This is a genomic window from Inquilinus limosus, assembly GCF_002195995.1.
Lineage (GTDB): Bacteria > Pseudomonadota > Alphaproteobacteria > DSM-16000 > Inquilinaceae > Inquilinus > Inquilinus limosus_C.
This window is the reverse complement of record NZ_NHON01000021.1, coordinates 37679-51907: the sequence shown is the minus strand read 5'-3', so window position 1 is coordinate 51907 and position 14229 is coordinate 37679. Positions and strand designations below refer to the sequence as shown.

Annotated in this window: 10 protein-coding genes; 4 read left to right on the top strand and 6 right to left on the bottom strand. The window is 69.8% G+C overall.

The features are described 5' to 3' along the window. Nucleotides 1-17: 17 nt before the first annotated feature. The gene (locus BWR60_RS13465; protein WP_088151545.1) at nt 18-959 is read left to right on the top strand and encodes a LysR substrate-binding domain-containing protein; all 942 of its coding nucleotides are present in this window, start codon (nt 18-20) and stop codon (nt 957-959) included. Nucleotides 960-1036: 77 nt separating this feature from the next. On the opposite strand, the gene BWR60_RS13460 is transcribed toward BWR60_RS13465, so the two are convergent. The 4 genes from BWR60_RS13460 to BWR60_RS13445 all read right to left on the bottom strand — a co-directional run bounded on the left by BWR60_RS13460 (nt 1037) and on the right by BWR60_RS13445 (nt 5174). Beyond that, nucleotides 1037-1435, bottom strand: a complete 399-nt coding sequence (locus tag BWR60_RS13460; RefSeq protein ID WP_088151544.1) for a RidA family protein — start codon at nt 1433-1435, stop codon at nt 1037-1039. Nucleotides 1436-1663: 228 nt separating this feature from the next. Beyond that, on the bottom strand, nt 1664-2224 hold the full coding sequence (locus tag BWR60_RS13455) for a cytochrome b (protein ID WP_088151543.1): 561 nt from the start codon (nt 2222-2224) through the stop codon (nt 1664-1666). Next, nucleotides 2221-3279, bottom strand: coding sequence for a catalase family peroxidase (locus tag BWR60_RS13450; RefSeq protein WP_088151542.1), 1059 nt, complete (start codon nt 3277-3279; stop codon nt 2221-2223). Before BWR60_RS13450 ends, BWR60_RS13455 begins: the two co-directional genes overlap by 4 nt. Before the next feature lie 263 nt (nt 3280-3542). Then, the gene (locus tag BWR60_RS13445) at nt 3543-5174 is read right to left on the bottom strand and encodes a serine hydrolase domain-containing protein (RefSeq protein ID WP_088151541.1); all 1632 of its coding nucleotides are present in this window, start codon (nt 5172-5174) and stop codon (nt 3543-3545) included. A 187-nt stretch (nt 5175-5361) separates the two neighbouring features. Between BWR60_RS13445 and BWR60_RS13440 the strand changes: the two genes are divergently transcribed. Both BWR60_RS13440 and BWR60_RS13435 read left to right on the top strand, forming a co-directional pair. Further along, nucleotides 5362-5970, top strand: coding sequence for a helix-turn-helix domain-containing protein (locus BWR60_RS13440; protein WP_088151540.1), 609 nt, complete (start codon nt 5362-5364; stop codon nt 5968-5970). 257 nt (nt 5971-6227) lie between these two features. After that, complete coding sequence (locus BWR60_RS13435; protein ID WP_218823478.1) at nt 6228-10502, top strand: Ig-like domain-containing protein; 4275 nt, start codon at nt 6228-6230, stop codon at nt 10500-10502. Between the two features lie 206 nt (nt 10503-10708). On the opposite strand, the gene BWR60_RS13430 is transcribed toward BWR60_RS13435, so the two are convergent. Further along, on the bottom strand, nt 10709-11596 hold the full coding sequence (locus tag BWR60_RS13430; protein WP_088151538.1) for a LysR family transcriptional regulator: 888 nt from the start codon (nt 11594-11596) through the stop codon (nt 10709-10711). A gap of 93 nt (nt 11597-11689) precedes the next feature. Here BWR60_RS13430 and BWR60_RS13425 point away from each other — a divergent pair, with 93 nt between their 5' ends. Continuing rightward, nucleotides 11690-13189: a CoA-acylating methylmalonate-semialdehyde dehydrogenase gene (locus BWR60_RS13425; protein WP_088151537.1), complete on the top strand. Its 1500-nt coding sequence runs from the start codon at nt 11690-11692 to the stop codon at nt 13187-13189. A gap of 118 nt (nt 13190-13307) precedes the next feature. On the opposite strand, the gene BWR60_RS13420 is transcribed toward BWR60_RS13425, so the two are convergent. Continuing rightward, entirely contained in the window at nt 13308-14174 is an 867-nt protein-coding gene (locus tag BWR60_RS13420) for a hypothetical protein (RefSeq protein ID WP_088151536.1), read from the bottom strand. Nucleotides 14175-14229: the final 55 nt, after the last annotated feature.

Sequence of the window (14229 nt, the reverse complement as noted above, 5' to 3'; positions counted from 1 at the left end):
CTAAACGATATAGTCCCATGCCCTTACCGCCGCTGCATGCCCTGCGCGTCTTCGAGAGCGTCGCCCGATTGGGTCACGTCGGCGCCGCGGCCGCCGAGTTGCATGTGACGCCGGGGGCGATCAGCCAGCAGCTGCGATCGCTGCAGTCCACGCTGAAGCTGGCCTTGTTCCGCCGTGTCGGGCGGCGGTTGGTCCTGACCGACGACGGCCTGGCCCTGCAGCGGTCGGTGGCGCAGGCCCTGGCGGAGATCGCGTCCGGTGTCGACGACCTCACGCGGCGGGTTTCGGCGGAGCGGCCGGAGACCCTTCTGACCGTCGGCATGCCGCCGGTGCTCGGCGCCACCTGGTTCGTCGCCCATGTCTTCGGCTTCCTGGCCGACCACCGCCACATCCGCCTGCGGGTTGCCACGGTGATCGAGTTCGAGCAGGTCGACTGGCGGCGGATCGATGTGGCCGTGGTGTACGGCAATCCTCCCTGGCCCGGCTTCTGGTGGCGGCTCCTGCACGGGGTGCAACTGACGCCGGTCTGCAGCCCGGTGCTGCTGCGCGGGCCGAAGGGCATCCGCCATCCGTCCGACCTGTCCGGCCACCGGCTGCTGCATGAGGATGACGGCAGCGAATGGCGGCGCTGGCTGGCCCTGGCGCGGGTCCCGTATCCCGGCGCCGCCGATGTGTATTTCGACGATTTCGGCCTGGTTCTCCAGGCTGCCCGCGACGGGCAAGGCGTTGCGCTGATCGATGACGTGATCTCGTCTCGCGACCTCGACGAGGGGCGGCTGGTGCAGCCGCTTTCGCTCAGCGTCCCCGCAGCCAAGAACTATCACTGCGTCTGCAGCGAGGAGACGCTCGGCAACCCGGAGATCGGCGCTTTCGTCGACTGGCTCATTGCCAGAGCCGAGGAAACACAGAGGCGTTCGGGCGCCAAGATCCAGGCTGCGACACCGAACAGCCCGCTGTGATCGGTGATCCGCGGATCGAGGATTATCCGATCGGTTCCATGGGCTGGCGATGGCTTCATGCCGGCGGCAGGTTGCTGCTAGGCATCGACAACCGCAACCGCATCAACCTCGATCAGATATCCAGGGGACAGGGTCGCGACCCCGACAACGACATCGGCCGGCTTGTGGTCCCCGAACAGAGCCACCCGGGCCGCTTCGATGATCGGCAGGTGGTCATCGCGCCGGTAATCGACGACATAGATCGTGATCCTGGCGACGTGCCTGGGAAGGGCGCCCGCGGCGGCGAGGGCTCGACCAAGATTGGCAAACACCTGCCGTGCCTGGACCGTGAGATCGCCCCGGCCGACAAGCTTGCCGTGTATGTCTTCAGGCTCCTGGCCGGCGACGAATATCAGCCTGGTCCCCGTCGCGACAACGACCTGCGAATAGGTGGCAGGCGCGGGCAGATCCTGGGGATTGATGCATTCAAGCGTCATTTGCGTCCGTCCTCCTTCTCTGGATGTCCTGGCGTAACCTTCGTGCGCGGTTCTTCCAGACCCCCGGGCTTTGATGGCAGTGACAGAAGGCAAAACAGGCCCGCGGCGTCGATAGCGCCGCGGGCCTGGGCCGGATCAGGCGTCCGGGGAGAACCATGGGGCTAACGCCCGGCATGCCAGGCGCGCGTCATTCCCGCCGCCGGCATGCCCCTTCCGGCGGATCCCCGTCTACGACCGGGCGTCGGTCTCCCGCGCCGGCACCGGCGCCATCGCCTCGAACACGCCGTCGCGCCGCACCAGGGCGTGATACAGCGCCGCCGCGACATGCAGCAGGATCAGCGCGAAGAAGGCGAAGGCCAGATACACATGCGCGGTCCACAGCAGCGCATGCAGCCCGGCATCCTGCGGCAGGATCGGCGGCAGGGTCATGCCCGGGAACAGCACCACCGGATAGGCCGCGGCGGACAGCATGCCCCAGCCGATCAGCGGCATGGCGATCATCAGCAGGTAGAAGGCGAGATGCGACAGATGCGCGGCCAGCTTCATCGGCTCCGGCAGGTCGGCCGGCAGCGCCGGCGCCCCGTAGCGCAGCCGCAGCACCACGCGGATCAGCACCAGGACGAGGATGGCGATGCCGAGCGGCTTGTGGATCGCCACCAGCGTCAGATACTTCGGCGCGACGGTGGACACCATGCCGACGCCGATGAACAGCATGGCCAGGATGCAGAGGGCCAGCAGCCAGTGCAGCAGGCGCTGGGAGGCGGTGAAGTGCCGGCGGCCCGCGGTCATGGCTTGGCTCCCGTCGAGGATCCCGGATAGGCGTCATGCTCCGCCGTGCGGAGGTTGTAGGACCGGGAATAGGCGGCCGACCGCGCGGCCGGGAACGGATCGTCCGACGGGCTGATGCCCGCGGGCAGGACGGTCGGGTCGAAGTTGATGTCGCGGCAGGGGCCGTCCTGCTCGGCCTCGATCTTCTGCACCACCAGGGTCCCGACCTCGACGGTGCGGCGGTCGGCCGGCCAGGCCTTGCTCGGGTCCGCGGTCGGGTCGCCCGGATTGGCGACGGTCACCGTCATGGTCCAGCGCTGCGGCCCGGCGGCGACGCGCTGGGTGATGTCCTGTTCGAGGAAATCGGGGCCGAGCTTCTCCAGCTGGTCATGCGGCACGGCCACCGGCGCCGCCGCCGGCAGCAGCGACCAGCGCACCGTGTGCGCGGCGCCGGAGCCGTCGGTGAACACGAAGCTGTTGAGGCTGTTGAACCGCTCCTCGGCATAGCTGCCGGTCCAGGGCGCGCTCTGCGCCCAGGCGCCGAAGGCGGCGATTTCCGGATGCGCCGCGACCACGGCCTTCATCGCCTCCGGGTCCTTGCTGCCGGAGGCGGTCAGCAGCTCGTAGAAGGCCTGCGGCGTCGCCACCGGGAAGAAGGGCGGGTCGATCATGGCGCTGCGCCACTCCTGCCCGTCCGGCGTCGAGATCTGCAGCCCCAGCCCGCGCACCCGGACCGTGGCGTCCACGGCCTTGAACTCCGGGGTGGCGAGGTTGAAGCGCCCGAGGGCCGGATACTCGCCCTTGGCGAAGACCTGGGCCTTGGACAGCTCCGCCCCGGCGCCGTTGGACTCGAACACGCCGGTGAAGCAGATGCCCTTGGCGTGGTTGCGGCGATGGCCGGGGGCCGGCCCGCCGGGCGGGGCCAGGGCCGACACCAGCTTCTCCGGCGTCAGGCGTTGCGGCGACAGCCACCCGGCGGTGTAGGCGAAGGCGGCGCCTCCGACGCCGACGACGGCTGCGATCAGGACCAGGGAGCCGAGAGCGGAGCGCCCGGGCGATCGTTGCGGCTGGGGCATTCATCCTCGCTGTGCAGGGACTTGGAACCTGGCTGCGAAACTATGGCCTCGCAGCCGAGCGCGTACGCAAGACCGATATTCGACCGGACGCCGGATTTGGTTTCGGAAGGGAGCGCCCGCCACCATCCGAGGGGGGGCGGATGGTGGCGGGCTGCAGGCATCAGCGGTGATGGGGGGATGCCGCTGTGCAAGGACAAGCTAGCGCAGCGGCCCCGCCCGGCTAATCGCACATGCGATCAGGGCGGATCATACCTAGGGATAGGTCAGGCCGTCCGGGCCAGATGCAGATGCTTGGTGCGGTCGTCGTTCAGCACGATGCCGCCGGGCACGAGGCGGACCGTGAACAGCCAGCCGCCGGCCTCGACCGCCGGGGGCGGGACGTCCTCGAAAACCCGCCGCGGCAGCGCCAGATGCAGGTCCGGCGCGCGCGCCTCCAAGGTCGCCTCCCACGCGCCATGGGGCGTGCGCAGGCGCAGCACGGTCTCGCCGTCCTCCGCGCCGATCTCCGCGGCGAAGCCGGTGGCGTCGTCGGCGTAGCGGCCGGCCAGGCCGGGCGCCGTCGGCAGGGCGGCATCGGACAGGCGGCGGAAGCGCCGCGCCCGGCCAAACCAGCGCGTGTCGATGTCGCCGTCGGCGCGCGGCGTGAACTCCAGCGGCACGATGCCCCGCTCCGGCATGAAGCTGTCCTCGCCGGCCTGCTCGATCGGCAGGCCGCCGCCCATGTTGCTGACCACCACCGGCTCGCCATCCTTCACGGCGATGCCGAACACGTCGTCGCCGTCCTCGGCCCGGTACAGCCCGGCGGCGCGGGCCAGCCGGTCCGCGGCGCCCTCGGCGCGCGGCGGGCCGGGCTCATGGCCCAGCACCAGGTCCAGGATGCGGCGGGCCAGGGAGAACGGGCCCATGTCGTCGGTGTTGCCGAGGATGACGATGCCGATCCCGGCCTCCGGGAACCGCACCGATTCCGACCGGCCGCCGGCGACGCCGCCGCCATGGCCGATGCTGGACAGGCCGCGATAGCGGCAGGTGACGAGGCCGAGGCCATAGGGCGAGGGGGTGCCGTCGATCACGGCGCCGGGCGCCGACATCCGGGCCAGCATCTCCGGCGTGCCGACCTTCGGCGCGTCGAGATTGGCCAGCCAGGCCTTCATGTCCTCGAGCGTCGAGACCATGCCGCCCTCGCCGCCCAGCACCACGCCCCATTGCGCCTTGTGCCAGCCGCCGTCGGGGCTGCGGCTGTGATGGTCGGCCAGCCGCGGCAGGATCTCGGAATCCCAGCGCATCAGCCGGGTGTCGCGCATGCCCAGCGGGCCGGTGATGCGCTCCTCCAGCAGCTGGTTGAAGCTCTGGCCCGAGACCTGCTCGACGATCTCGGACAGGAGGAAGAAGCCGGTGTTGCAGTAGATCAGGTCGGTGCCGGGCCGGAAGTTCACGCCGCCATGCCGGCCGATGATGCGGCGCGCCCCGGCGCGGGTCGACGGCGCGCCCAGCGGCAGCCCGCCCAGCATCATGATCTCCAGGAAGTCGCGCAAGCCCCCGACATTCGCCGCCAGGTGGCGCAGCGTCACCGTCTGCGGATACGCCGGCAGCCAGGGCAGGTGGCGGCGGACATCGTCCTCCATCGACAGCTTGCCCTCGGCCTCCAGCATCAGCGCCAGCAGCACGGTGAACTGCTTGGTCTGCGACCCGATGCGGATGACGGTGCGCGCGTCGATCGGCACGGCATGGGCCAGGTCGGCCATGCCGTAGCAGCCGCGATGGATCTCCCGGCCATGGCGGGTGACGCTGACCGCGGCGCCCGGCGAATCCGGCCGGGCCCAGCGCGCGAACAGCCCGTCGATCCGGGCGTTCAGGTCCCGGGGCAGGTCCTGGGGCAGGGGGCTGTCATGGCTCATCGCGTCCTCCCGGCGGGTTCGGGGCCCGGTCGCAGCCGCGGGCGACGGCGCGCAGCCTCCTGGATTCGAAGAGTGCGGGGCTATAGCGTTTGTGTCAAATCCATAGTCGTATCGGAAAATTTCTGGTCCTTGCGATCAGACCGGCGCCCGACTTAGGGTGGTCGACCATCCATCGGCAGGTCCGCGCATGCCCACTCAGCCCAAGCTCGGGGAATGCCTGAAGGCGCTGCGGCGCCGGCATGGCTGGACGCTGCAGGAGGTCAACCAGCGGACCGGGGTGGCGGTCTCGACGCTGTCGAAGGTCGAGAACGACCAGATGTCGCTGACCTATGACAAGCTGCTGCAGATCAGCGAGGGGCTGGGCATCAACCTGGCCGAGCTGCTGTCGGCGCCGGCGGAGACGGGGGCGGCGCTGGCCCGGCGGTCGGTCAGCCGGCCGGGCGAGGGGCTGCTGCAGGTCACACCGAACTACGACTACCTGTATCTGTGCACCGAGCTGCAGCGGAAGCGGATGGTGCCGGTGCTCACCACGGTCAAGATCCGCGACATCGCGGAGTTCGGCCCCCTGGTGCGCCATTCGGGGGAGGAGCTCATCTACGTGCTGGAAGGTGCGATCGAGGTGCACACCGACCACTACGCCCCGGTACGGCTGGAGAAGGGCGGCGCCGTCTATATCGACAGCACCATGGGCCATGGCTATGTCTCGGTGGGGGAGGGCGACGCGACCATCCTCGGTGTCTGCTCCAGCCCCGAGCCCGACCTCGAAGGGACGCTGCGCTCGCTGTTCACGGCCTGACCGGCGGCCTTCACTTGCACGGCATTCGATATTGTTTATGAAATATATTTCAATGATTGAGATTTATTGACACTCCCTTCGGGAGACTTCACCATCCCCTGCAATCAGGTCCCGTCCACGGGGCCGCCAGCCGATTTCCAGACCTGAGAGGACCGGCGGACAGGGCAAGGCCCAACATGCGCCGCCGCTGCTCTCCCGGGCCGGGATCGGACAATGGAGGGGGAGCGATGAACGCCTGTCGATCGGCCTTGCTGGCCGTGAGCCTGATATCCCTGTCTCTGGCCACGGGCCACACGGCCTCCGCCCAGACCCTTCCGCTGCACGGGCCGGGCCTCGGCAACCTGACCTACACCGATGCCGAGCTGTTCCGCGAGATCTCGACGATCGACTGGAACACCGCGACCTACACCAACGGCATCCCGGTCATCCAGTACACCATCCCCGGCAACACCAGCCCGCAGAAGCCCTACGGCACCAATGTCGGGGTGATGCACAACGGCTATTTCGTGACCCTGTTCGCGCCGGACAGCGGCGAGGCGACCGGCGGCTTCCTGATCTACGACGTCAGCAACCCGCGCGACATCAAGCTGGTCAAGACCATCTACGAGCCGGAGGGGCGGACCAAGGAATTCCGCGAGCCGCACGCCTTCGGCCAGGCCACCATCGGCGGCAAGGACTACATCGCCCTGCCCAGCATCTACGGCGTCGAGTTCTGGGACTTCACCGACATCAACGACATCAAGCAGGTCAAGAAGCTGGTCCTGCCGGGGGTCAATGCCGGCGACTACGAGAACGTCAACTGGCAGATGTGGTGGCAGGCGCCCTATCTCTACGTCGCCTCGGCCAGCCGCGGCATGTTCATCGTCGATGCGCGGGACCCGGCCAACGCCAGGCTGGTGGATCGCGGCAACGGCCGGCCCAATCCGGTGCCGGTGGGCGAGCTGGGTGGCTTCAGGCTCGGTCCGATCTTCGCCATGGGCAACGAGATGGTGCTGACCTCGATGGAGACCACGTCGGGCTTCGCCAGCCTCGACATCTCCGACCCGCTGAACCCGACCGTGATCGGCGGCAAGACCACCTTCCCGAACTACTACGCCACCTGCTTCAACGGCCGGAAGCTCTACACCTCCGGCCGCAACGGTGACGGCAAGATGGCGGGCTACGACGTCTCGAACCCGCGCCAGGTCGTGATCGAGAACGAGAATACCGCGATCGAGGAGGGCCTCTACTGCGCCGCGCAGGACGACCATCTGATCGTCGGGGCGCAGCGCTACATCTTCAAGCTCGACATCACCGACCCGGCCTCCTACCCGGAGATCGGCCGGTCCGAGCGGGTGCCGGACAATGTGACGGTTCCGCCGCGCGGCAACCGCGACCCGGATCTGGGGCAGGTCGCGCTGTTCGGCAACCTGGTCTTCGTCGGCAGCGACCACGGCACCAACACCGCCTTCCGGCCGCACCAGAAGGCCCCGGACACGACGCCGCCTGCGGTGCTGACGGTCTCGCCCGCCGCGGGCGTGCTGCACCAGGCCCAGACCTCGCGCATCGGCCTGGCCCTGTCCGATACCATCCTGCCGGAGACGGTGACCGCCGACACCTTCATCGTCCGGCCCAAGGGCGGCACGGCGCTGGCCGGCACCTACAGCGTGCAGCTCGGCATCATCAACTTCTCCCCGGCCGAGCCGCTGCAGCTGAACACCGAATACGAGGTCGTGCTGACCGCCGGCGGCGTGAAGGACTATGCCGGCAACGGCCTGGCGCAGGAGTTTACCTCCAGCTTCACCACCGGCAGCCAGTCGGTCCCGACCTCCTATGTCAATCGCTGGCCGCTGGCCAGCACGCTGACCGACGTGGCCGGCAGCAATGACGGCAAGGCGGGCAGCCAGGACAGCTTCGCCGAGGGCGGGCTGGATTTCACGCCGCGCACCACCGGCGTGGAGCTGGAGAGCGACGGCATCGCCTACACCCTCGGCGGCACCGCCACCGTCAGCTTCCGGATGAAGACCAGCCAGATCGGCAACAGCAATCCGTGGCAGGCCCCCGGCATCTTCGGCCGCGACCAGGTCGGCGGCGCCAACGACGTGTTCTGGGGCTGGATCGACAATGCCGGCTACCTGAACCTGTCGGTCGGCGATCGCAGCACCAGCAACCCGGTCACCCGGTCGACCGCGCCGGTCAATGACGGGCAGTGGCACCAGGTCGCCATGACCCGCGATTCCGCCACCGGCGCGCAGTCGATGGTGATCGACGGCGTCAAGGTCACGTCGACCGGCACCGCCGGCGTCATGGGCATCTTCGACAAGCTGCAGATGCTGGGGCAGATCCAGGGCAACCCGGTCGCCTTCAAGGGCATCCTGTCCGACGTCCGGGTCTACAAGCGGGTGCTGACCGACGCCGAGATCGACGGCATCTTCAACCCGCGCCCGAGCGTGCTGCCGCAGCAGCAGGTGGCCAAGGCGGTCGCGCTGGACCCGGCCGCGCTGGGGCTCAGCGGCGCCAGGTACATCTGGAACTTCGGCGATGGCAGCGCGCCGGTGACCACCACCGCGGCCAGCCCGATCGCGCGCTACACCTATCCCACGCCGGGCAACTACACCGTGTCGGTGACGGTGGTGACCGAGGACGGGACGGAGACCTCCTTCTCCTTCCTGCAGAGCGTGATCTACCCGGTGACGGCATCGGCCCCGGCCCACACCAGCAACATCGTCGGCAACGCCACGGCGGTCTACGCCCTCGACCCCGATGCCGGGACCATCGCCGCGATCGACGCCGCTACTTTGGCCAAGTCCTGGCAGCTCTCGGTGGGCAAGGAGCCGAAGACCCTGGCGCTCGGCCCCGGCGGCAAGCTGTGGGTCGCGGTGCAGGGCGACGACAAGCTGCTGCGCATCGATCCGCTGACCAAGGCGGTCAGCAGCTTCGCCCTCGACTACGGCAGCGCGCCCTATGGCGTGGCGTTCACGCCGGACGGCACGAAGGGCCTGCTGACCCTGGCCGGCAAGTCGACCCTGGCGGTGTTCAACCCGTCGACCGGCGCCATCACCCGCCGGGTGACGCTGCCGGGGGGTGGCGACGTGCGCGGCATCGCCGTCAGCGCCGACTCGAAGACCGCCTATGTCACCCGCTTCCGCTCGAAGATGACGCAGGGCGAGGTCTATAGGGTGAACCTCGCCGCCACGACGGCGCCGACGGTGATCGCGCTGCCGGTGGACACCACCACGCCGGCCACCGAGGCCGCGGCGCCGGGCGTCGCCAACTACATGAACCAGGTCGTGATCTCGCCGGACGGCCGCCGCGCCATCCTGCCGTCGAAGAAGGACAACATCGTCCAGGGCCGCTACCGCAAGCAGATCGACCTCAAGGCCGACACCACCGTGCGCTCGATCCTGTCCCAGCTCGACCTGGCGCAGGGCAAGGAGGTGTTCGCCGAGCAGATCGACTTCAACAACCGGGCGCCGGCCCGCGCCGCGCTGTTCGCCCCGACCGGCAACTACATCTTCGTCGCCGAGATGGAGTCGAACAGCGTCGAGATCGTCGACCCCTATCGCCGCGCGGTGGTGGGATCGATCGCCGGCATCGGCCGCACGCCGCACGGCCTCTATCTCGACGCCGCGCGGAAGCGGCTGTTCGTCAACGCCTTCCTCGACCGCGGCGTCACCGTCCACGACATCGGCAAGGTGCTGACCGGCGAGGATTTCGTCACCCCCGCCCCGACCGCGATCCCGACCGTGGCGACCGAGCCGCTGCCGGTCGCGGTGCTGGCCGGCAAGCGCGTCTTCTACAACGCCGCCGACCCGCGGATGAGCAGCGAGAGCTACATCTCCTGCGCCAGCTGCCATGTCGACGGCGACAGCGACGGCATGGTCTGGGACTTCACCCAACGCGGCGAGGGCCTGCGCCGCACCATCTCGCTGCAGGGGCGGCAGGGCGTCGGGCCGGCCATGGGCAAGCTGCACTGGACCGCCAATTTCGACGAGCTGCAGGATTTCGAGAAGGACGTCCGCGACGAGTTCGAGGGCGCCGGCTTCATGACCGACGCCGACTACGCCGCCACCATCAACCCGCTGGGCCCGAAGAAGGCGGGCAAGAGCGCCGAGCTGGACAATCTCGCGGCCTATGTCACGTCGCTCAGCACCTTCCAGCGCAGCCCGTTCCGGACGGCGCAGGGCTGCCTGACGGCGGAGGCGCAGCGGGGCCAGCAGCTGGTCCAGGCCGCCAGCTGCACCACCTGCCACGGCACCGCGGTCAGCCAGGACAACCAGCGGCATGATGTCGGCACGGTGCAGCCCTCCTCCGGCACCGGGTCGGGCCAGCCGCTGGCCGGGGTCGGCTTCGACACGCCGACGCTGACCGGCCTGTGGCAGTCCTCGTCCTACTTCCACAATGGGCAGGCGGCGACGCTGGCGGATGTGTTCCGCCCCAACCTCAGCGCGGTGCATGGCGGCAAGGTCGGTGTCGGCAATATCGCGGCCGTCACCGCCTATCTGCGCTCGCTGGACGGGCAGAACGCCTGCGCCGGGGTGGCCAGCCGGTAAGACGGCGCCACCCGGGTCTCCGGGCAGGCTGCGGTGGGGCAGCCTGCCCGGCTTTGTTTCAGGCCAGGGGCTTTTGAAGACGGGCTCTCTGGCTTCTTCGTCATTGCGAGGAGGCGAAGCCGACGAAGCAATCCAGGGGCCGGTGCGCACCGGCCCCTGGATTGCTTCGCTGCGCTCGCAATGACGGTTCTGGGAATGCGGATCCATCACCCCGGCAGGAAGCGCCGGCGCTCCTCCTCGAAGCGGCGGGCGATGAACTGGCGGCACAGCGCCACCCGCCGCAGCCCGGCCGTGTCCGGATGCGACAGGATGAAATAGCTGCGGCGGAACCCGACCTCCGGCAGGATCCGCACCAGCCCCGGGACATCGGCGGCGGCGAAGTCGTGCAGCACGCCGATGCCGATCCCGGCCCGCACCGCCTCCAGCTGCCCGGTGGCGCTGGCGCAGCGGAAGCGCCGGGGCGACCGGTCCTCCAGCGCCCAGGCATAGTCCAGCCCCGGGGCGTAGGCGTAGTCCTCCACCCCTGTCACCACGACATGGCCGGCCAGCTCGTCGGCATCCCTCGGCGTGCCCGCCACGGCGAGATAGTCGGCCGCGGCATAGATCCCGAGGCTGTAATCGGTCAGCCGCGACACGATCAGTCGGCCCTCCACCGGCCGGTCCAGCCCGATCGCGAGATCCGCCTCGCGGCGGGACAGGGAGAAGCTGCGGGGCAGGGGCACCAGCTCGACCGTCAGGCTCGGATACTGCCGGGCGAAGCGCCCGAGCTCCCGCGCCAGGAAATGGTTGCCGAGGCCGTCCGGCGCGCCGATGCGCACCGTGCCCGACACCTCCGCCTCGTCCTCCCGCAGCCCCTCCGCCGCGCCGAGCAGCGCCGTCTCGATGCCCTCGGCCACCGGCAGCAGCCGCTCCCCGGCCTGGGTCAGCACCGACCCGGCCGGCCGGCGGTCGAACAGCACCGTGCCCAGATCGGCCTCCAGCGCATCCAGCCGGCGCGCCACGGTGGCGTGGTTCAGGGCGAGCTTGCGCGACGCGGCCAGCAGCTGGCCGTGCCGGGCGACCGCCAGGAAGACGCGCAGATGATCCCAGTCCATGGCTACAAAACCTGCACAACGGTTGCTCGATCCTGTGCGTTGATGCGCATCGGGTAAAGCGGGAAGGTGCCGGCAGCAGAGGAGGAAACGACCATGCCCACCGAGATCCAGCATTTCATCGGCGGCCGCCGGGTTCCCGGCGCCAGCGGGCGCAGCGCCCCGGTCTTCAACCCGGCCACCGGCCAGCAGAGCGGCAGCGTCGCCCTGGCCTCGGCCGACGATGTCCGCGCCGCCGTCGCCGCCGCGCGCGAGGCGTTCCCTGGCTGGGCCGGCACCACGCCGCTGCGCCGCGCCCGCATCCTCAACCGCTTCCTGCGCATCCTCGAGGAGCGGACGGACGAGCTGGCCGCCGCCATCACCGCCGAGCACGGCAAGGTGCTGAGCGACGCCCGCGGCGAGGTCCAGCGCGGCATGGAGGTGGTCGAGTTCGCGACCGCCGCGCCGCAGCTCCTGAAGGGCGAGATCACGGAGAATGTCGGCACCCGGGTCGACAGCCACTCGCTGCGCCAGCCGCTCGGCATCGTCGCCGGCATCACCCCGTTCAACTTCCCGGCCATGGTGCCGATGTGGATGTTCCCGGTGGCGCTGGCCTGCGGCAACTGCTTCATCCTGAAGCCGTCGGAGCGCGACCCCTCGGCCTCGCTGCTGCTGGCCGAATGGCTGAAGGAGGCCGGGCTGCCGGACGGCGTGTTCAACGTCGTGCATGGCGACAAGCAGGCGGTCGACGCGCTGCTGTTCGACCCCGACATCGCGGCGATCAGCTTCGTCGGCTCCACCCCGATCGCGCGCTACATCTACGAGACCGCGGCGCGCACCGGCAAGCGTTGCCAGGCGCTGGGCGGCGCCAAGAACCACATGATCGTGATGCCGGACGCCGATCTCGACCAGGCGGTCGACGCGCTGATGGGCGCCGCCTATGGCTCGGCCGGCGAGCGCTGCATGGCGATCTCGGTCGCCGTGCCGGTCGGCGAGAAGACCGCCGAGGCGCTGCTGGCGCGGCTGGAGCCGCGGGTCCGCGCTTTGGCCATCGGCCCCGGCACCGACCCGGAGGCCGAGATGGGGCCGCTGGTCACCCGCCAGCATCTCGACAAGGTGCGCGGCTACATCGACTCCGGCGTGGCCGAGGGCGCGAAGCTGGTGGTCGACGGCCGCGACTTCCGCCGCCAGGGCTATGAGGACGGCTACTTCATCGGCGGCACGCTGTTCGACCATGTCACCACCGACATGAAGATCTACCGCGAGGAGATCTTCGGGCCGGTGCTGTCGATCGCCCGCGCGCCGGACTACGAGACCGCGGCCGGCTGGATCAACCGCCATGAATTCGCCAACGGCACGGCGATCTTCACCCGCGACGGCGACGCCGCGCGCGAATTCGCCAGCCAGATCCAGGTCGGCATGATCGGCATCAACGTGCCGATCCCGGTGCCGATGGCGTTCCACTCCTTCGGCGGCTGGAAGTCGTCGCTGTTCGGCGACCACCACATGCACGGGCCGGAGGGGGTGCGCTTCTACACCCGGATGAAGACCATCACCACCCGCTGGCCCACCGGCATCCGCGCCGGCGCCGAATTCGTCATGCCGACGATGAAGTAGGGGGGGGTGGACGCCGTATTTTGCCTCTCCCGCTGGCGGGAGAGGTAACGCGCTCGCGACGGCGATCCGTTCTTGGGCTGCCGAAGAGGGGCGTGTCGCCCGGCGCCGGCGCCGGCGTTCAGCTGCTGTCGGGCGGGGCCTCGGCACCATCATCATTCTCGAGCGGAATGTCGAGGTCGTTCTCGATGTCGAAGCCGAGGGAGCGGCAGAGGCGGACCACGGCGGTGCCGAAGCTTTCGGTGTCGAGCAGCGTTTCGACATCGGGCTCCCGCATCCGGACCGCCAGGCCGGCCCGGATGTCGGCGGCCACGGCAGGTTCGGCGAGGTCGTCGACGGCCTGTTCGATCCAGGCGGCGACCGCGGCGCGGCGGCGGGCGCGCTCGGCCCGGATCTCCTCCGGGCTGCCGTCCGGCCGGCCCGGACGCGGCCGGCTGACGCGGTGCGGCGCCAGGCGGTTCCATTTCCCGGCCAGCCCGAGGCCGCAGACCAGCCCGGCCACGACCGAGCCGACCGGGCGGTCCTCGACCGGATCCTCCTGGTCGCGATAGAGGCCGGCGAAGGCCTGGGCGACCTGCAGGTCGAGGGCGGCGGCGCGGCCGCGGTTCTCGACATCGCCCCAGACCAGCCTGTCGATCTGGGTCTCGACCTGTTCGCGGTGGCGGGCGCGGCGGTCGTCACGGCCGCCGTCGCGGGCGCACAGGTCCTGCACGGCGCGGGCGCGCTGGGCCAGGGTCTGGCGCACCAGATGGGCGTAGCGGGCGAAGGCGAGACCGGGGTCCCCGGCCACAGCCGGGGGCTGAGCCTCCGCGGCCTCGGCCGGCATCGAAGCCTGAGCCGCCGGGTCCTGGGCAGCGAGGGCGCGGGCGCCGGCCGTCTCGGCCAGCTGCATGCCGATCTCGGCCAGGCGCGTCAGCATCTCGCATTGCTGCAGCGCGCAGCCGCGGCCATAGGCCTGAGGGTCGAAATCGGCAGGGATCTCCTTCATGGAACGTATCATGAACGAGAACGGACCGCTTGCGCAATGAACATTGCGTTAACGG

Coding starts and splice junctions, on each gene's coding strand:
- BWR60_RS13430 (WP_088151538.1), bottom strand. CDS start 11,596: ATGGACTGGGATCATCTGCGCGTCTTCCTGGCGGTCGCCCGGCACGGC.
- BWR60_RS13420 (WP_088151536.1), bottom strand. CDS start 14,174: ATGAAGGAGATCCCTGCCGATTTCGACCCTCAGGCCTATGGCCGCGGC.
- BWR60_RS13440 (WP_088151540.1), top strand. CDS start 5,362: ATGCCCACTCAGCCCAAGCTCGGGGAATGCCTGAAGGCGCTGCGGCGC.
- BWR60_RS13425 (WP_088151537.1), top strand. CDS start 11,690: ATGCCCACCGAGATCCAGCATTTCATCGGCGGCCGCCGGGTTCCCGGC.
- BWR60_RS13460 (WP_088151544.1), bottom strand. CDS start 1,435: ATGACGCTTGAATGCATCAATCCCCAGGATCTGCCCGCGCCTGCCACC.
- BWR60_RS13450 (WP_088151542.1), bottom strand. CDS start 3,279: ATGCCCCAGCCGCAACGATCGCCCGGGCGCTCCGCTCTCGGCTCCCTG.
- BWR60_RS13445 (WP_088151541.1), bottom strand. CDS start 5,174: ATGAGCCATGACAGCCCCCTGCCCCAGGACCTGCCCCGGGACCTGAAC.
- BWR60_RS13455 (WP_088151543.1), bottom strand. CDS start 2,224: ATGACCGCGGGCCGCCGGCACTTCACCGCCTCCCAGCGCCTGCTGCAC.
- BWR60_RS13465 (WP_088151545.1), top strand. CDS start 18: ATGCCCTTACCGCCGCTGCATGCCCTGCGCGTCTTCGAGAGCGTCGCC.